Annotated in this window: 16 protein-coding genes and 1 pseudogene; 11 read left to right on the plus strand and 6 right to left on the minus strand. The window is 56.7% G+C overall.

All coding sequences use genetic code 11. The features are described 5' to 3' along the window. Positions 1-1537 (minus strand): annotated as a pseudogene (locus E5W87_RS23680) (PD-(D/E)XK nuclease family protein); the annotation flags it as partial. A 782-nt stretch (positions 1538-2319) separates the two neighbouring features. Between E5W87_RS23680 and E5W87_RS23685 the strand changes: the two are divergent. After that, positions 2320-3444 (plus strand): DUF3644 domain-containing protein, encoded by a 1125-nt coding sequence (locus tag E5W87_RS23685; protein WP_292402988.1) that lies wholly within the window; start codon positions 2320-2322, stop codon positions 3442-3444. A gap of 32 nt (positions 3445-3476) precedes the next feature. Next, positions 3477-4607 carry a hypothetical protein gene (locus E5W87_RS23690; protein ID WP_292402992.1) on the plus strand — a complete coding sequence of 377 codons (1131 nt, stop codon included), beginning with the start codon at positions 3477-3479 and terminating at the stop codon, positions 4605-4607. Between the two features lie 20 nt (positions 4608-4627). Here E5W87_RS23690 and E5W87_RS23695 read toward each other — a convergent pair whose 3' ends face one another. From E5W87_RS23695 to E5W87_RS23705, 3 genes are all read right to left on the minus strand, one after another. Continuing rightward, on the minus strand, positions 4628-5578 hold the full coding sequence (locus E5W87_RS23695) for a hypothetical protein (protein ID WP_292402994.1): 951 nt from the start codon (positions 5576-5578) through the stop codon (positions 4628-4630). Positions 5579-5600: 22 nt separating this feature from the next. After that, on the minus strand, positions 5601-6209 hold the full coding sequence (locus E5W87_RS23700) for a hypothetical protein (protein ID WP_292402995.1): 609 nt from the start codon (positions 6207-6209) through the stop codon (positions 5601-5603). 227 nt (positions 6210-6436) lie between these two features. Continuing rightward, complete coding sequence (locus E5W87_RS23705; protein ID WP_292402997.1) at positions 6437-7846, minus strand: nucleotidyl transferase AbiEii/AbiGii toxin family protein; 1410 nt, start codon at positions 7844-7846, stop codon at positions 6437-6439. 261 nt (positions 7847-8107) lie between these two features. Between E5W87_RS23705 and E5W87_RS23710 the strand changes: the two genes are divergently transcribed. Then, entirely contained in the window at positions 8108-8584 is a 477-nt protein-coding gene (locus E5W87_RS23710; RefSeq protein WP_292402999.1) for a hypothetical protein, read from the plus strand. 76 nt (positions 8585-8660) lie between these two features. On the opposite strand, the gene E5W87_RS23715 is transcribed toward E5W87_RS23710, so the two are convergent. Then, positions 8661-10337 (minus strand): RecQ family ATP-dependent DNA helicase, encoded by a 1677-nt coding sequence (locus E5W87_RS23715; RefSeq protein ID WP_292403001.1) that lies wholly within the window; start codon positions 10335-10337, stop codon positions 8661-8663. A gap of 140 nt (positions 10338-10477) precedes the next feature. Here E5W87_RS23715 and E5W87_RS23720 point away from each other — a divergent pair, with 140 nt between their 5' ends. Further along, a complete protein-coding gene (locus tag E5W87_RS23720; protein WP_292403003.1) occupies positions 10478-11617 on the plus strand; it encodes a hypothetical protein in 1140 nt (379 codons plus the stop codon). 6 nt (positions 11618-11623) lie between these two features. Here E5W87_RS23720 and E5W87_RS23725 read toward each other — a convergent pair whose 3' ends face one another. Next, positions 11624-12109 (minus strand): hypothetical protein, encoded by a 486-nt coding sequence (locus E5W87_RS23725; RefSeq protein WP_292403006.1) that lies wholly within the window; start codon positions 12107-12109, stop codon positions 11624-11626. A gap of 375 nt (positions 12110-12484) precedes the next feature. Here E5W87_RS23725 and E5W87_RS36140 point away from each other — a divergent pair, with 375 nt between their 5' ends. The 7 genes from E5W87_RS36140 (at position 12485) to hxsA (ending at position 16784) form a co-directional block, all read left to right on the plus strand. Further along, positions 12485-12619, plus strand: coding sequence for a YHYH domain-containing protein (locus tag E5W87_RS36140; RefSeq protein WP_367118863.1), 135 nt, complete (start codon positions 12485-12487; stop codon positions 12617-12619). A gap of 11 nt (positions 12620-12630) precedes the next feature. Beyond that, positions 12631-12906, plus strand: a complete 276-nt coding sequence (locus E5W87_RS23730) for a DUF5334 family protein (protein ID WP_292403009.1) — start codon at positions 12631-12633, stop codon at positions 12904-12906. 355 nt (positions 12907-13261) lie between these two features. Next, entirely contained in the window at positions 13262-13351 is a 90-nt protein-coding gene (locus E5W87_RS36145) for a YHYH domain-containing protein (RefSeq protein WP_367118864.1), read from the plus strand. A 124-nt stretch (positions 13352-13475) separates the two neighbouring features. Further along, complete coding sequence (locus E5W87_RS23735) at positions 13476-13742, plus strand: hypothetical protein (RefSeq protein ID WP_292403012.1); 267 nt, start codon at positions 13476-13478, stop codon at positions 13740-13742. Then, positions 13739-15148, plus strand: coding sequence for a His-Xaa-Ser system radical SAM maturase HxsB (gene hxsB / locus E5W87_RS23740; protein ID WP_292403015.1), 1410 nt, complete (start codon positions 13739-13741; stop codon positions 15146-15148). The genes E5W87_RS23735 and hxsB overlap by 4 nt, the downstream gene beginning before the upstream one ends. A gap of 29 nt (positions 15149-15177) precedes the next feature. After that, positions 15178-16245 (plus strand): His-Xaa-Ser system radical SAM maturase HxsC, encoded by a 1068-nt coding sequence (gene hxsC / locus E5W87_RS23745; protein WP_367118865.1) that lies wholly within the window; start codon positions 15178-15180, stop codon positions 16243-16245. Then, entirely contained in the window at positions 16242-16784 is a 543-nt protein-coding gene (hxsA, locus tag E5W87_RS23750; RefSeq protein ID WP_292403020.1) for a His-Xaa-Ser repeat protein HxsA, read from the plus strand. The genes hxsC and hxsA overlap by 4 nt, the downstream gene beginning before the upstream one ends. Positions 16785-16838: the final 54 nt, after the last annotated feature.

The raw sequence follows: 16838 nt of genomic DNA on the forward strand, positions 1-16838 counted from the left end.
ACGCACTAGCCGCCGCCAGCGCCGGCGAGTTCGCGGCCTCGTCCGGTCGGGCGAGCAACCGATCGGCCTCGCTGAACGCGTGCGTCGGGATTCGCGCCCGCTTAAGCCCTTGAACGCGGACTTGTTGCGGCACGAGAGGACTGGCCGCGAGGAGGCCGCCTTGGGCATTCCGGCGGCTTCTCGACAGCATGCAGCCACCAGATGCCTGGGCAGTGATTACCTGGAACGCACGCCGGTCCTGCGCGGTGACAGGATCGGGATCGAGTGTGCCACGGGGCAAAATATGGCTTGGGATCAGCGGATCTTCCGCAGCGCGGCGCGGCCATGAGCGTGTGGTCATACCGAGCAGACGAACCCACCGGCGAGGTGCCGCGGCGAGATGACTCGCCGGGCACCACACGGCACAGCCGCCCGGATCGCGGCCGTCGGGCAAGCGAAGCTCCTGCAGAGAGAATTCCAGCGCCTCGGCAGGCGCGCGCCGCAGTGCCTCACTCCAAAGCACGTGAGCGGAGGTTCCCAGCAGCATAGTGCCCGCCTGCTCGGCCGCGGCCGGGCCGTTGGCCAGCATTTCGAGGACTGGCGTCAGGATCGGCCTCGGATCGATGCCGTCGGTTCGGAGATGGCTCGCTTCGTCCAGCGCACGAAGCCATTGATCGAGTTCGAAGAGCGCAGCACCAGGTTGCAGTTCAAGCGACCAGTTCAGCGGCAAGTTTTGCAATGCGCGGCTCCGGCCTGCGGCGTGACTGAAGAGCCGGCGAAGGCGGTCCTGACTGAGGCCATTCAGCAGAACGTCGGCAAGTGCGCCACAAGCTTGGCCTTCGCGGGACGCGAGGGCCAGTACACCGTGCGAGAAATGCAGCGGTAGGTCGGCGTCCGCTGCCAGGACGAGAAAGTGCTCGTCCCATTCCCCGGTCGAGGTGGCGCAAATCGCAATTTCTTCGGGTCTCGCCCGTCCGGATGCGATGAGCTCGCGCATCCAGCGTAGCGCTTCCACCACTTCAGCAGCGGGATTGGCGCATGACACCATTTCCATGGCGACAGCTGTTGGGCGCTGGTCAGTAGTGATCTCGCCCGGGAACCAGCTGACGTCCGTGGCGCCGGGACTGTGCCAGGAGAGGGGCACCGTCTCATTGAGGGCCTGAAGCAGAGGGTGCCAGACCGGGGCGACACTGACGATGCGGTCAAGTTCCACCGGCCCTAGCACGGACGCCGCATGGCCCAGCCGCTTCAGCGCGGCGTCGCGAAGGTCGCGCGGCGTCAGCACGCCTCTGGCTAGGTTTGCGCGGACGCGCTGCTCGATCTCGGCAATATCCGCCAGTCGGGCGCTGCGATCGTCGCTTGTCGGCAACGAAAGGTCGACCTGCCAGATCTTGCCGAGCGTCCTTGCTACGGCACGGATCATACCTGGAAGCTGCCGGATATTTTCTAACTCGGCAAACCCTCCGGCTTCGAGTGCAGCCCGGATGGCTGGATCGAGGTCCTCGGATCGGGCAGGTTGCGTAAAGCCGCCGGCCAAGCGGGCGGCCAGCTGCGGCATAGTGAGTATTTGCGCGCCGGTTTCACCGAGTCGCGCGGCAGCGATGCGACGCACTCGAAAGGCGAGAGATCCTTCGACGACAACGGTCCGGCGATTCATTGAATGGCCTTTGTTCCTCGATCGGGTAGTCGGGTAGCGAAATCTGGTCCGCGACCTCATTCCGTGCCCAAGCGACCCTTTGGGCGCACAATGTACATGTTGCCACCGAACAAACACTATGACGACTACAATGGCGCTCGTGATGAGCTCGGCTTTATCAGGGCAACGACGTCTGTGAAGAGGTTGGGCATCTCTGGTAGAAGCGGGCTTATTTTGTATCAGCCGGTTGTCGGAGCTAAAGGCGCTAGCGCTGACTGAGCGCCAACGTCCTGCCATTGAGTTCCAGGCTGCAATCTTATGCGACTTTCGAAGCACAGATCGTGAACATGGAGAGGCGCTCCGGCATGGTTGGCGTGGACCGCCTTGAGGTCAGTTTGGGCCCGAAAGTGGAATAACGGCATCCGGCGTCTAAGCAGCAATTGCGGACATTCGCATCAGTTGGGCGCAGCATCTCCTGCTGACCCGAAATGAACTTGGTATGCACCAGGCAAGTCTAGTTGGGCGAGCGCCACCCTCGGTAAGGACGCGAGGGGGCGCGCAGCGAACCACCCTCGCATAGCCCGGTCCGGCCGCAAGGCGGGATGCGCTCTCTTCTTCTGTGATATAAGGGACGTAAAACGGGGGGACATATGCCAAGGCGTGCGAATAAGCTTGAGCGATGGGAAGTTGCGATCGTCAAAGCTATGCTCGTCAAGAAGCGTGTGCCTCAAGACATTCAGGCGTACTTCTCGCGTCCAACGCGGTCAATTAATCACGCTCGTATCTCCGAGATTCGTGATGAAAAGAAACACAAGGCGGTCAAGCTCGCCACCGATGACGAACTAGATGCTTTCTTGGAAGCGTGGCCCGATGTTGACCCGCAAACGGGGTTGCATCTGCAAAGTGATGAACTTCTTGTCAAAGCCCGCGAGGCGATGATCGCCGCCGTGCACACCTTCAATAGCGCCGGGCTTTTCTTCAGAGCTGAGTTGTTCATTGTGACCAGCGTAATCGGTTGGACCTACCTCCTGCATGCCTTCTACAAGCTGAAAGGAATAGACTACCGATACCGCAAGAATGGCGCCGTGCAAAAAACGCCATCCGGCGCCGACAAGTACTGGGAGCTAACGCAATGTCTCAACCACGGGCAATGCCCTCTCGACAAGGGCGTGGTGAACAATCTCAAGTTTCTCATCGAGATCAGGCACGAAATAGAGCACCGGTTTACAAGCCGCATCGATAACGCACTGAGTGCCAAGCTCCAGGCCTGCTGCATTAATTTCAACGACGCAATCAAGGCGCTTTTCGGCAAGGAATTTGCGCTTGAAAAGCGGCTCCCCATTGCGTTGCAGATGGTGACATTCGACGGCGCCCAACGCGCAAGCCTGATGGGCGCCGATCTCCCCGATCATATCGCGACGGCTATCGACGCGTTCCACAACGGATTGTCGGAGGAAGAGCAGAAAGACCCGAAATTCCGCTATCGGGTTGCCTTTGTCCCCAAAGTCGCGGGTAAAGTCCAAAATGCCGACCTCGCGATCGAATTTGTGAAACCTGGCTCACCAGAGGCTGAAGCGGTTGAGAAGGTGCTTCTGAAGGAGGTCGAACGGCCGAAATTCCTGCCGTCGAACATCGTCGCCGCCGCCAAGAACGCCGGATGTCCAGGATTCAGCATGCACGATCACACATTGCTAGTGAAACAACTCGACGCGCGAAACCCCGGAAAGGGATTCGGGACCAAGATCGCGAACAACTGGTATTGGTACGAATCTTGGCGCGACAAGGTTTTGGAGAAGCTAGCTGAAGGCTGGACGCGGCCAGCCAAATAGGATCGTCACCAGTTCACACGGCTGCAAAGAACATGAACGACAAGTTAGAAGAAAAAATCCCTATTCCAAACAGCGTAACGCGACGCACCCCCCGGCAACCCGACGGCGACGGGTTTCTCGTGTGTTGTAGCGGAGGCGTTCGTGCCATCCAGCAAGACAAGGACGTTTGGTTCATCGACCCCGTCTTTGACGTCGGGCCATGTGCGAAGGGTGTCATCTCCGTGCTACAGGTCCAGGCCTTGTTAAAGCAGAGCGGTCTCAAAGAGATCGCCTTCCACCGCACCGGCTGGCTTAAAGGCGAGTATCACTCGTCGTGGTCCCCTATCGTGCCGGGCCGCAAGAATCATATGATCGGTCCTGCCGACATCTGGAGTCAGATCGCGGGTAACCTCGCCCGCGCGCGAACCGCGTCGGAAATCAAAACCCTTGATAAGCCGTCGCATCGGCAGCTCGCAGCCCTGCTTGATGCCCGTGGCGAGACTGAGAGGCTTGCGCAATCAATCAGTCTCAGCCTGCGCAATATGGACATGAGCATCGAGCAGATTGCCGAGTTCTATAATGAACAGCTCGCGAACCACATGGCATCTGGCCTTCTTGACGGCCGAAGGTCGGGCACCACGCTGGACCAGATGCTCTATGCCCATGTGCATGCCTTTTTCATGCACCTGGGTGCTGCACGGGACTACTTGGCGACGCTGATTGGCTTCCGGCTCGGAAAAGATCTGCAAAAAAAGGATTCACTGGCGCGGCTGGTTGATGTCCTCAGAACCGATGATTTCGGCAAGGACGCCTTGCTCGATATTTTCACAGGGCGAGGCTATTTGCGGAAAAAGGCCACCAGCACAAACAAGGTCGAAGTCGCTGGTTGGCTTGCCGAGGTTACTGACCTACGCAACCTGTTGATGCACAAGCGTCCATACGGCGCCCGGTTTGCCGAACACATGGGTTACGCCGTCGCCGTCGATGCGGCCAATGGCCTCTATCGATACACCCGGCCTATTGTGCTGGACGATGGCGAGCACGACGTCCTCGATCTTATTCTCCAACACTACCGAACCGCGTGTTCGCTCTTTTTCGACTGCGCCGAACGATCCGGCTTGGACAGCGACGTGCTTACGCTAACCGATGCCGACATAATATCGGTTGAGGTCACGTCGAACTAACAGGGAGGCGGATGTGCACGCTACCGTTCGATTGTCGCAGCCATTTCGTCAACAGGAGGCAATCGGCCGTCGATCCGCTCAAGTTGATAATTGTCGTCATCCAGGGTGCGGGCCTCATATTCATCCTGAGCTGGCAGTAACCCGGTCGGCACAGGATTAATCGCCGACGGGTTGTGGACGACCGCCGACCGTGGAACTTTACCTAGCAACGTTCCTTCGTCAGCATCAATCGCCCAGATTGCGCTGACTGGAGTGAACCGTTGATCGAGGAAGGTGTCCACTGGAACCGCCTCACCTCTGGGTTTAGATATGAGCATTCGCCGCTGATGCTCAGGCGCGCTGGCTTCCAGCGTCTCGCGATTAAACAGTACCTGCAACGGGCCGATAGCGAATGTTGCTTCCACGGCAAACGGGAATTGGCTGATCCCATCGATACAATCGAATGCGCCGTCATATCCTCGCAGTAGACGGGAATTAATAGCGATGACATACGCGTCATCCGCCGCCACGACGCCGGACGCCAGATAGCCCCGCAAGCCGCGGTCGTTTCCCAGAAGCTTTTCTGCTTTCTCTTTGATGGCTGCGGTCCAACGAAGGAGAATGGCTTCGTGGGGGAAATCTCTCACATCGCCGCCCGGCGGGGCAAGCCAACCTTCCGGTACATTAGCAGGCGTTGGCGTGATAACCTCGACCCAGATGCGCCGTCCCTTATGCTCGACGCAAAAGTCTGGGCCTTCAGGGGGGTGGAAAAAGCACAGCCCTGCCAACTCAAGCTGATGCGCAACGAGAACTTCGGCCAGTTGTTGCCAGTATGTCAAGTTGTCTGTCGAACACAGCCGTCGCTCGGCATCCCGATCACCAAGCCCGGCATCAATATAGCGCTGACACGCAGCAATGATGCTCTCACGCAGCGCAGCGATCCGCTCCCTCGCGTGGGGATAACGACGTTCAATTGCTTCCCTAAGCGGCATGGAGCGGACCCATTTTTCAGGCCTATGGCGTATTAGATCGGGACTTGAGTACCTCTAATCCCGGCCCTTTGGAGCCGGGAAACTGCCAACCCATGTGCGTAACCGAATTGACCACCGCACAAATCAATTCGACCACGTGCCGCTGCGTTTGCTCAAGATAGGCCACGTCAATCGGCGTCTCGAAGATGCGATCCTTTCGGTCAACGAACAGAGGAACGGCGCGACCGTCCTCATCCGGCGCTCGCCAGGATCCATGGCAAAGTACGTTGCGCAGCGTCGCGGCGGCGCGCAAATCGTGAATAAGGTCAGGTAGGTTCGAGATCGTAGCTCCTGGGTGATTCTGGACAGCCCTATCATAGGCATCAATCAGCCCGCCGAGAGGATCGATGAGTGCACGCCGTAATGTCACTAACCATTTTCCAAACTCAGCTTCTATCGCGTCGTCGGCGGTTTCCCGCGTGCCTGTAAAAGCGAAAATTGCCTTTCCGAGTGTTTCTTCCAAAAATCCGTATGTCGCTATCGCGCGGCCGAGCGTTTCCCAAAACGCCGCGCTGTGCAGATGCGTGGGAAACTCGGGTGGCAGCCTTTCGCGATCGATAAGAAAACCTTGGTTCATTGTTTTTTCAGTCATAGGTCCTCCGCATGTCGAGCATTATTCCAAGCTGATCACGACTGCACCAAGGCTTTAGGCCCTCCCAGCGGATTCGGTTAGCGTCGGGGTTCCTTCAACGGCAGTTTTTGGCGCGACCTCGTCCTTCGGCCTAGCCTTCCTTCGGTAGTGTCTGCTTACGGGCAGTGGCAAAGTCGCCCGCTACGGCCGGCATGCGGCGCTTTGCGAATATTCCGGGCAGCTGGGGCTCAGAAAACTCGATAGCCTCGCCGCCCGCCGCATCGATACCCATCTGGCGATTTGTGCTCGTTCAGGTCAAGCGATTGCGTTTTACGCGTGAACGTCTTTTGGCAGTACGGGCATTGAACCTTGTAAGTGGGCTCATAGGCCCGGAACACCTTCACCTTCGGCATCCTTCCGATACGCGTCCTGACGGAGCGAGCAATGCGTCCAGCACGCCCCGCACCGAAATCTTTGCCGAAATAGGCATTCCTTGCCTCTTCTCCAGCCTTAGAAAGCTCGATTTCATAGCGCGGCTCGAATTTGTCGTCGGTGAGCGACAGCGCCTCAACGTCCGTGTTGAGAAATGCCTTGATGCTCGGCCCTCTGCTTCGTCCGCCTGTCGTATCATAAGCGTAGAAATATTCGCGCGCGGATTTTCCCGCCGCTTGCTTGTAGGCGAGTGAGTACGGTTCGATGATCCGTTCAACGCCGTGATAGGTGAGCTTCATCAGCCTGCGCTCGGCCCCTGCTTCTAGGATCATGTGCCGATGCTCTCCGCCGAAATAGAGCTGCTCGCCCCAACCGCCGCTGCTCACGCCGTCGAACAAGCGTTCAATGCTGTCTTTGAAACCTTCCACGGCGCGGTCGAAACCGAACCGGGTCGATTTCGGGCAACGGATATATCTCTCCCAGACGCCGCCGAAGAAGCCCAGGGGGATGCCGAGCAAAACGCCCTTGGCTGCGCCAGGGCTGGCGCCGAAAACAGTTTTATTCAGAAAGGTGCGCAGGACCAAGCCGCGATCCAGCTCGATAGAGCGGTCAATGAAGGTCGAATACACGAGGTCGAAAAGGTCGTGTGAGTGCCTTCGCTGTATCAGGCATTTCAGCTTGTTGGCGACGACCTCCTCCAGCGCCATGCAGTTCAGTTCCGCGCTACAGGCGGCCGTATCTGAGTAAGGGTGGATAAGCTGACGCTTGGTCGCGGGGAGATGGAGGCGGTCAAAGTCGGTCACGTTTAATTTGACGCTGATCGTCAAATCGTCCTGGTTGCCAAAGAAATCGGTGAAATATACGCGGCCCTTGTATGAGCGCCGGGCGCTATCCACCACAGGCCCCGCCGCGAAAGTGTTGCGGTCGATCAGGAATTCGACACCGCAGGCGGTTTGAGCTTCCCGGCAGGCATTATTGATCTGTTCGCCCATTTGCACGGCGTCGATGGCGTCACTGACGGAAAAATCGAGGTCGGCTGAAAAGCGGGTGTCCGGATAGAAGGCTTTGCGTAGGCAGTTGCCGCCTTTGAATACGAGCCTGGACCGTAGATAATCGTTCTCGAAAATGGACTTGAGTAGCCATCCGAAAACATAGTCTCGCTCGACGTTCGGATGATGAATATCGAACTCGATCGCCTTCGCTTTGATTTCTTCCTGATCGATCATCTTTAGCGCCCCAAGCACCATAAGGGCCGTCGGGGGTGCGAGTCGAGCGTCCTTAGTCTTCGTGCAGTCGCTTGCGACTGACATATGATGTTTCCGGGATCGTCGACAACAGCCATGAATGACCGATGTGCGGCGCAAGCCTTGTTCGGTCAGCACCTCAGGAAGATTGCCTATTGGTAACCGCATTGCAGTAGTTGGAAGAAGCACGCCATCGATTCACTCAAAGATGGGGGGCGGGGATCGGCCCGCAAGAGTTTAACAATGCCATACAGACGCGAATTGACATTGCCGCCAGTCGTTGCCGAGCTGATTACCGCGCGAAACAGGCTGCGGGAACATTACAAGATCGCTGGCCTCAAATTCACGCTTGACGGCAATCTGGTTGGCGACATCGGTGAGGCGGTGGCAGCCGAACTTTTCGGCATCAAGCTGATCGAAGCGAACGGCACCGGTATCGACGGCCGCGCTGCCGACGGGCGTTCCGTGCAGGTGAAAGCAACGGGAACCGGAAGAGGCCCGGTGTTCCGGTGCGTCGATACCCGAGCCGACCACCTGCTGTTTTTCGATATCGACTTCGACAGCCTCAGAGGCGAGATTATATTCAATGGCCCTGAGCACATCGCGCTGGTGAAGATGCCGAAAGCGTGGGTCGGGCAACGGCCCGTCTCGAAGGTGCAGATCAGGGCAGCGGATGCCCTTGTGCCGATCGAGGATCGACTGAGGCGGATAGACGTCTAGCCGAGGTGGTGGCCGGGCGCCAGCATAATTTCCCTAGCCCCGCAGCAATGTGTAGGACTGCATCGGTTCTGTAAACCTAGCCAGCAATGACCCGGGCAACGTACCCCGCCATCCCGTGGCGTCTGATCTCCGCCTTATCGCAATGATCGCAACAGGCGCGGAAACGTCGAGACTTCGTCCGAGTGCCGAATGCCCAATCCAGAATCCAGACCGAAAAGCTTGGACGTCGAGTGGTCTTCGGCCCCTGAAAATATTCCGAGATTGCGGTGCGCATGCAGGACCGGGTCTTCATCAGCTCACTGACCTGATCAATCTGATGATAGCGTTGCTCCAGCATATGCTCCCGGTCGAGCGCGGAAATCTGTGCTGCCTCCACTGTTTTCTCGGCCATGAAGCGTAGCCTTGAGATATCGCGGCCGACGCTCGAACCATTGTGGAACATGACCGCCACGGAAGGCTTTCCATCCCTCCCGGCGCGACCGAATTCCTGCAGCTGGTCTTCAACCGAGGCCGGCTGCTGCCAATGGATCACGAGGCGGACATTCGGCACATCGAGGCCCATGCCAAAGGCGTTAGTGCAAATGATCTGGTCGACGGGCGGCCTGCTTTGCCCAAGGAAGCGCTTGACGAGTTCCTGTCGTTCCCAAGCGTTTCCCAGTCTGGAATGATAGAGCGGCACTTCAAGCCCGAGATTGCGTAGCTCCGCTTGCAACTCCTCTCCAACCTTCGTCGAGGGCACGAACACCATCGCCTTCTGTCCTTGGAGCTGCGGTATCCGCAAGAGAGATGCGATTTCCCCGGCTCGCTGATCGGCTGCGCGTCGCCATCGGAGGAGCGCGATATTCGGTCTGTCGACATCGCGCACAAAGATCTCGGCGTCTTCGATACCGAGCGATTTGAGGATGCGTTGCTGCATCTCTCGCCCAGCGGTCGCGGTGAACGCCAAGACAGGTGGCGCACCTAGCTTTTCGCGGACCTCCTTGAGGCGCCCGTATTCCCGCCGAAAGTCCCTACCCCATTGATCGACACAATGGGCCTCGTCCACGACGATGAACGATGGCCGCGTCTGCTTCAGGGAAGCACGTTCGTCCTCGCTCCTGACAAAGAAGCGCTCGGGAGCCAGATAGAGCAATTTGATCGCGCCCCGTCCCAGCAGCGAAAACCGGGTTTGCTTTTCGTCGACGCTCAGGTCGCTATTGATAAAGGTGGCCGGGATCTTCTTGGCCAACAGATCAGACACCTGTTCCGACATCAGAGTTTTCAGAGGACTGACAACCATGGTCAGACCGCGGCGAAGCATAGCAGGTAGTTGGAAGCAAAGGGTCTTGCCCGATCCAGTGGGACTGACGACCAGGACCGATTTTCCAGAGAGAGCTGCCAGCACAATCGGCAACTGGCCTTGCCGGAAGCGATCCATCTCGAACAGACGGAGGGCCGGGCCGAAGTTGCCGACGCCTTCTGAAACCTGGCCTTCAGTATCCAACCAACGGGCAAGCCTGACCGCCCATCGCTCAATAACACGTCTCGCAAGACCACCCGCCAGGTTTGGGTGATGGACTGCATGGCAGCCATCACAGAGGGTAACCAGATTCGCGAGTTCGTCCGTTCCACCCATCGATCTGGGTAACAGGTGATGGACATCCGCTTGGGCCGACTTCACCGGGGTCGAGCACGAGACACAACGGTAGTCGTCACGCTTTAGAACCTGAAGGCGTATTTCCTGCCACGAATCGGCGGCAATAGGTTGATCCATTTCTACTCTTGTCCAAGTCCCCGAAAACAACAGGAGTAGCAGAACAGGTTTATGAAAGTTTTATGAAAGGCTGACCATTGCTGCATTGATCAGGGGGGAAGTTTGCTACAGAGTGCTTTGGGCAAATGGGCTTTGGGGCTATGTGGCAGATTCTGTTCTGCGCTTTCGCGTTGCTGGTAACGGTGACCTCGGCAGAGGCAGCCGAGATCGAATTTCTCGATATTCCAGGTAATGACGGGTTCATCAGCATCAAAGGCGAAATCGCCGGCGGCGATGGCGACCGCTTCTACGATCTGATCCAGGGTCATGATCGGATTTCGGTTATCCTTCAGAGCCCAGGCGGCCTTGTTAAGGAGTCTCTGCAGATCGGGGCGGAAATCCGGCTCCACAACTATGCGACTATGGTTTTACCGGATAGCGAGTGTTTTTCCGCTTGCGGCCTGATCTGGGTTGCGGGTGCCCGGCGATATATGTCGGCTTCTTCAAAGATCGGCTTCCATGCCGCCTACCGGGAGGAGAACGGCGAGTACAAGGAATCCGGAGTGGCCAATGCCGAGATCGGATCTTACCTGACGCACCTCGGTCTGCGCATCGAAGCGATCCGATTCTTCACGATTGCTGGGCCGAACGATTTCCTGCTCCTGACGCCGGATCGAGCGCGGGCACTCGGAATCGACATCTTCGAACAAGACGGTTTGAAGGTCACCACACCAAGGGATGCACCGACGGTTGACATCTACGCAGATCGATTTGTGTCTTACGGCATGCTCCGCTCACGTTGCGAAGGATTCTTCCTATTCGACAAAGGAATCGTCGAGCGGGAGAACATCGAAGCGATCAAGACGGGTCAGCAGGTCGCGGGGAACGACACCTGGATTGAAGTCTGGACGCCGATGCTCAAAGAAGCAAAGACGGAGCTGAACACCAAGGGAGCGCTCACGGTCTGTTTGGAGACGGAGGCTCATCTGCGAGACCAGGGTTTGCCGACAGGGATCGAAGGCCCGAGTTTCGATTGCCGGAAGGCGGTTACGCTAACGGAAAAAGCCCTATGCCGAGATGCCGGATTATGGGCGAAAGACCGAGCGATGAACGCGATCTATCTCTTCATGCGGAGCTACGACAACGCGAAGGCTCGCAAGGCACTGCTGGCAAACCAGCGCGATTGGATCAAGCAACGGAATTCCTGTGGCGGCAATTTGCTCTGCCTGAACCAATCCTATGACGACCGCTTCCAGCTGATGAAAGCAGTCGATCTCGGCCAGCCCGCAAACGGTGGCTAATCGGGATCACTGCCTGCAGAATGAAAACCGCTCGACCTTGTAGGTCTCCTCGGAGACTTTCGTCAGGTTTCCCGATCCGATGTCGTAGTAGCTGCGGATCCAGGTGTCGTAGTCGCCAACGGTCGTGTCCTTCCAGTCCGCCTGCAGCAGGGTGCTGTCGATCCCGTATTTCATCTGGAGCTGGTAGTTCTCCTCACCGCCGAGCGGGAAATCGACCACCCTACCGTCCCTGGCGTCGGTCAGAAACGCGAAGATGCAGGACGTGCCGCAGCCGATTTTGATCAGGGTGAAATGACCGCCGAAATTTGGCCCGGCCTTCATCTCGTTCCGGATGCGCGTCCTATAGTGAGCGCCGGAACCCGTGAATTTCGGCAATACGGATTTGCCCTTCAGATAAGTTTTCGTGGGATAGTCCGCGAAATGCGGTTCAGCCGATGCCGGTGTCGCCGCAAGAAAGATGGCGGCCAGCACCGCCGAAATCAGTCTCTTCATATTGCCCAAGTCCCCTTCATGGGACGGCAATGCCTCCGGCGGTCCGTCGTGTCAACGATGCCGCCCTATTGAAAGGCAGCGGAAGTTTTATTCCTGCTATCGTCAGATACTCAATCGGACCGTCAACGACGCCGATATAAAGGGACGCACTTACAGCCCATTCCACTTCATCAGCTCGGCGCAAGGCGAAGATTATCTGGCTGTTGCATTGGCGATGCAACGCGTCTGACCTGAAGCTCCGAGCGATTAACTGGTCCACCCTCGCCGAAACAGGTTCTTTCGTCCTGCTGCCTTCCTTTCAATACGACCTATCCGTGTTCTCTTGACTCTTGCCAGGATTGAGCGCCGAATAACCATGTACTTGGGGGGGGTGAAATGAAATATTTGATTCTAGTTCTTACTGTTCTTTTTGGTGCCTATAGCGTTGTCCCGGCGTTGAGCCATGGTGGCGGGACAGACTCAAACGGTTGCCATACGAACCACAAAACTGGCGAGTATCACTGCCATTAGGGCCACTTGCTATGATCAAATGTTTTGCGCTCGCAATCGGACTCATTTTGGGAACGTCCGATGCATATGCTTGGGATGGGACGGATACGACGACTGGCGAGACTGTTGAGATTGGCAAGGGAAATCTTGTTAGGACGGGCAGGGACATCGAAATATTTGACAGTGGTGCTGGCGAATATCGCGACGTAACTGTCGAAAGTATTCGGCGGCACGGATCAACAGTTGAGGTCGAGGTCTACGACAACGAAAGCGGCGAGTACCGGACTCTTGAAATGGAAGATGACTGATCGTCGCTACTCAACTGCACTCGCGCAGTGATGGCCCTATCCCACGAATTTAGCGCAAGGCAGCGATTGGAGCTAAACTCGGCAACGTGAGCGTTCGGATTGGGGACAAGAGTGGATAAGAGCACGATCCCCAATAAAATTTTTCGAATACTCAAATAGTCAAGTGACTCAGAAAGCGGACAGCATGTCCGCCATGCCTTCGCACTTGAATCCCGCGCAGGGTAGATCGGTGCCTGTGCTTCTTCTTGGCCCAGCTTGTGTCCGCTGCAATGATGCTTTGCTGCATCTTATTAAAGGAGGGCTAAATGAAAACCCGTGATTCCGGCCGCATTTGCGGAGTTGACCCTAACGGCCTTTGCAAGTCGGCGCCCATGCGCACAGCGGCGGGACGGATAGCAAAGGTTGCCATGAGAGCCACCAGACAGGCGATTATCACGGCCATTAGCTAACCCAGCATCATCGGTGCTCTAGATCCGTGCTGCTGCTTAGGCGATTCTTCCAAGTTAATTTGCGTCAATGTTCAGATCGATAATTGAAGTATAGTGCCAACGGATGGGGGCTTTGTCGGGGTGGGAGCGCGCGATCTAGAGCAAGTCGAAATCGAGATCCCGCAGAACTTTTTAGGTTTTGTGGAAGGCGCCCTGCTTCGCGTTCAAATTCAATATCCATCGCTTCGCTTCTCGGTTTCGGCCAGCGGCGTCGAGGTAGCCCGCCTTCCAGATCTCGATTTGGATGACGTGCGTAAGAGCGTTCTGCATGCGGTCTATCGAGAAAAGATCTACGTAGAAACCCTGCCACTTCGACAAGCGCTGATCACTGCGGTGACTACAAAATGACCGTTTGGCCGCTCAAGTTCCGAGAGCGCACCGACGGCCAATTGCTGTTCACCGACGACGCGGGTGGGTTCTTCGTTGGCAGCCATCGGTTTTTAGAAAGGCTTGCCAAGAATGGTCTGTCGCCCGCCGATCAATTATTCCTCCGCAACAACGGTCATGCTTTTGAACAAGTGGGCGATCCGGACTGGCTGTCGTTTGCCTATCGGTGGTCACGAAGGCAGTCGAAGCAGCAGGACCTCTCCTACCTTATCTTGGTCCCCACGCTCCGCTGCAATTTGGCGTGTGACTATTGCCAAGTTTCACGTGCTCCGGAGTCCGCGCGCGGTTTCGACTGGAGCGGTGAAACATTAAATGCGGTGCTCGCCTTCATCGGAAAGATGAAGGGTCCGGAGATCAAAATCGAGTTTCAGGGCGGTGAGCCATTGCTTCGAGTCGATCTGCTTGAGCAGGTACGCTCGTTCACCCGATGCAAGTTTCCAAGCAGCCAGTTTGTTGTTTGTACCAATCTGCAGCGGTTGGGGGAACGGGAATGGGCTTTTCTCGACCAGGCGGACACCTGTGTCAGCACTTCATTGGACGGGGACTCCGCCACTCACACACGTCAGCGCACACATGATCATCTGACCACCGACACGTTTTTCAGAAACCTTAGCGAGGCCGTGCGTCGTCTTGGCCCGGGCAAGGTTTCAGCATTGCCAACTCTCGATGTTGAACGGCCTCCAGACTTCAACGATCTCGTCGACAATTTCGAACGCCACGGAATCCAGTCGATCTATCTCCGGCCAATAAACCATCAAGGCTTCGCACGCCGTCGAAGGAGCGAACCAAATTCGATCGCCAGATGGAACCAGCTTCACTCTGACTTCATCGACTTTCTAATTGAACGAAATTACAGAACCGATCGATACGTTGAGGAGTACTATTTCGGCCAGTGTTTACGACGGTTCCTCAGATCCGGAGCTGACGATCATGTCGACCTACGCAATCCTAACTTCTTTGCCTCTGACTATATCGTCGTGGATCACGACGGGCAGCTCTACCCGACCGATGAAGCTCGAATGCTGTCACGGATAGGGCGCATTGATCTGTCGATCGGCACGGTAGCTGACGGCGTCGATCGAACGAAAGTGCTTTTGCTAAACAGTGCATCTATCAACAATTTCGACGCTGACTGCATCCATTGCGTTTATCAGCCTTTTTGCGGGACGGATGTCGTCGACGACCTTTCGAGGGACGGGCGGGTTGACTTGGCCCGATCTGAGACTTGGTTTTGCAAACGCCATATTTCCCTCTTCGACAAGGTCGTCGAGATAATCAGCCGGCGCGATGAAGCTGCCCGGCGATCGGTAGCCAAGTGGGCCCGTATCCCATCCTGGGGGGATCACATGATCCCAGTGCACGCATGATACCACTTCGGCTAAAGATCGAGTCTAAGATGGCCGAACCATACGTGGTTCGACTTCGCTCGTTCGAAGGAATGTCGGAGGAGAGCCATGACACTGGTGCGCTCGACGCAGCGTTGGAGAGTGCTGATGCGGAAGCCGCCGAGTTCACAGGAGCGACCGGCAAACTTCGTTTGTTCGGCGTCGATCCGAGCGAGGTAAACGGGGACGTGCTGTTTGTCGTGCCCTGGCGAGGAACGGCGCACCGCATTATTCGAGCGAATTCCCGGCACAACACGCTTTTGGTCACGGAGCAGTGTGACCAGCTCTGCGTGATGTGCTCACAGCCCCCGAAGAAGCAGCACATAGATATGTTTCCGTTCTTTGAAACGGCTGTGCTTGTTTCGCCAAAAAACTCGACCATAGGCATCTCCGGAGGAGAGCCAACACTCTTTAAGTCGGAATTGTTCGATTTCCTTGCCAGGGCGATGTCAACGCGGCCTGACATCGATTTTCACGTCCTAACGAATGCTCAGCATTTTGAACGTGATGACCTCGCCTTCCTTCGTCGACTGGATTTAACCCGAATTCTCTGGGGAGTTCCTGTTTACTCGAGCGACACCGATGTCCACGATCGCATAGTTGCAAAGCCAGGTGCCTATGATCAGGTCAGGAGGAGTCTGTCCCTTCTATGCGAGGCTGGCGCAAAAATCGAACTGCGCACAGTTCTTATGAAACCAAACGCTCGTGGGCTCTTGGATTTGGCAAAATTTGTGACGACGGCGCTGCCATTTGTCGATAGCTGGGCCATCATGCAGCTCGAAAACATCGGCTTCGCTCGACAAAACTGGGACGCACTGTTTTTCGACAGTTCCGCAGGCTTTGATGTTGTGGGCAAGGCGCTGGATTTCGCCATAAGCCGCGGGATCCACACAACCCTCTACAACTTTCCGCTTTGCACAGTTCCGACCGACTATCGGGCGTTTGCCCCATCTACGATTTCCGATTGGAAGCGAGCTTATGTCGCGGATTGTGCCGACTGCAGTCTTCGAAATGAGTGCGGCGGCTTCTTCGAATGGCACCCAAAGGAACACGGGTACGAGAGGTTTGGTGTCGCATGAAAAAGCGGCTGTTCACGATCCCATCTTTGCTCGCTGCTGGTTTTATGCCGATTGAGAGCGTCGCAATGCCGCTTGCGCCCACTAGCGAAGGGGGTGGCGAGCTGAAGTCACTGTTCGATGTTTTCAAGCTTGATCACAAATATACCTTGGCAGGCCATAGGTCACACAGCAGCCATCGCAGCCATAGTTCCCACAGTAGCCACCGATCATCGGCAGGAGGCACGTTTTATCGCACGCCAGCTCCATTGTACTCGGCGCCCGTTTATCGAGCGCCGGCACCGACCTATCAAGCGCCCCCAACTGCGCCGGCTCCGGCGCCTCTCACGGTGCTCCCCGGTAACACCAACAAGTTCAAAGAAATCGTCCTCCAGGTCCAGTTCGCTATGCTTTCGTTCGGGTACTACAATGGCGAATTGGACGGCAAAATGGGCCCAGAAATGAGGGCCGGTTTGGTGAAAATGCAGTCCGACTACAATCTAAAAGTTACCGGCACCATTACTCCCGAGACTTTGAACGCGTTGCGAATCATCGCTCAGTGAGAAGATGCTTCGTTGCGCATGATGGAAAGCATGTACTCCACGGGGCGTCACGCC

The sequence above is a fragment of the Mesorhizobium sp. genome (assembly GCF_004962925.1).
In the GTDB taxonomy this organism is placed as follows: domain Bacteria; phylum Pseudomonadota; class Alphaproteobacteria; order Rhizobiales; family Rhizobiaceae; genus Mesorhizobium.

What these genes read in the sequence shown, in the direction of transcription:
- E5W87_RS23685 (WP_292402988.1), top strand. Translation starts at nt 2,320, where the DNA reads ATGCTCGTCAAGAAGCGTGTGCCTCAAGACATTCAGGCGTACTTCTCG.
- E5W87_RS23690 (WP_292402992.1), top strand. Translation starts at nt 3,477, where the DNA reads ATGAACGACAAGTTAGAAGAAAAAATCCCTATTCCAAACAGCGTAACG.
- E5W87_RS23695 (WP_292402994.1), bottom strand. Translation starts at nt 5,578, where the DNA reads ATGCCGCTTAGGGAAGCAATTGAACGTCGTTATCCCCACGCGAGGGAG.
- E5W87_RS23700 (WP_292402995.1), bottom strand. Translation starts at nt 6,209, where the DNA reads ATGACTGAAAAAACAATGAACCAAGGTTTTCTTATCGATCGCGAAAGG.
- E5W87_RS23705 (WP_292402997.1), bottom strand. Translation starts at nt 7,846, where the DNA reads ATGATCGATCAGGAAGAAATCAAAGCGAAGGCGATCGAGTTCGATATT.
- E5W87_RS23710 (WP_292402999.1), top strand. Translation starts at nt 8,108, where the DNA reads ATGCCATACAGACGCGAATTGACATTGCCGCCAGTCGTTGCCGAGCTG.
- E5W87_RS23715 (WP_292403001.1), bottom strand. Translation starts at nt 10,337, where the DNA reads ATGGATCAACCTATTGCCGCCGATTCGTGGCAGGAAATACGCCTTCAG.
- E5W87_RS23720 (WP_292403003.1), top strand. Translation starts at nt 10,478, where the DNA reads ATGTGGCAGATTCTGTTCTGCGCTTTCGCGTTGCTGGTAACGGTGACC.
- E5W87_RS23725 (WP_292403006.1), bottom strand. Translation starts at nt 12,109, where the DNA reads ATGAAGAGACTGATTTCGGCGGTGCTGGCCGCCATCTTTCTTGCGGCG.
- E5W87_RS36140 (WP_367118863.1), top strand. Translation starts at nt 12,485, where the DNA reads ATGAAATATTTGATTCTAGTTCTTACTGTTCTTTTTGGTGCCTATAGC.
- E5W87_RS23730 (WP_292403009.1), top strand. Translation starts at nt 12,631, where the DNA reads ATGATCAAATGTTTTGCGCTCGCAATCGGACTCATTTTGGGAACGTCC.
- hxsB (WP_292403015.1), top strand. Translation starts at nt 13,739, where the DNA reads ATGACCGTTTGGCCGCTCAAGTTCCGAGAGCGCACCGACGGCCAATTG.
- hxsC (WP_367118865.1), top strand. Translation starts at nt 15,178, where the DNA reads ATGGCCGAACCATACGTGGTTCGACTTCGCTCGTTCGAAGGAATGTCG.
- hxsA (WP_292403020.1), top strand. Translation starts at nt 16,242, where the DNA reads ATGAAAAAGCGGCTGTTCACGATCCCATCTTTGCTCGCTGCTGGTTTT.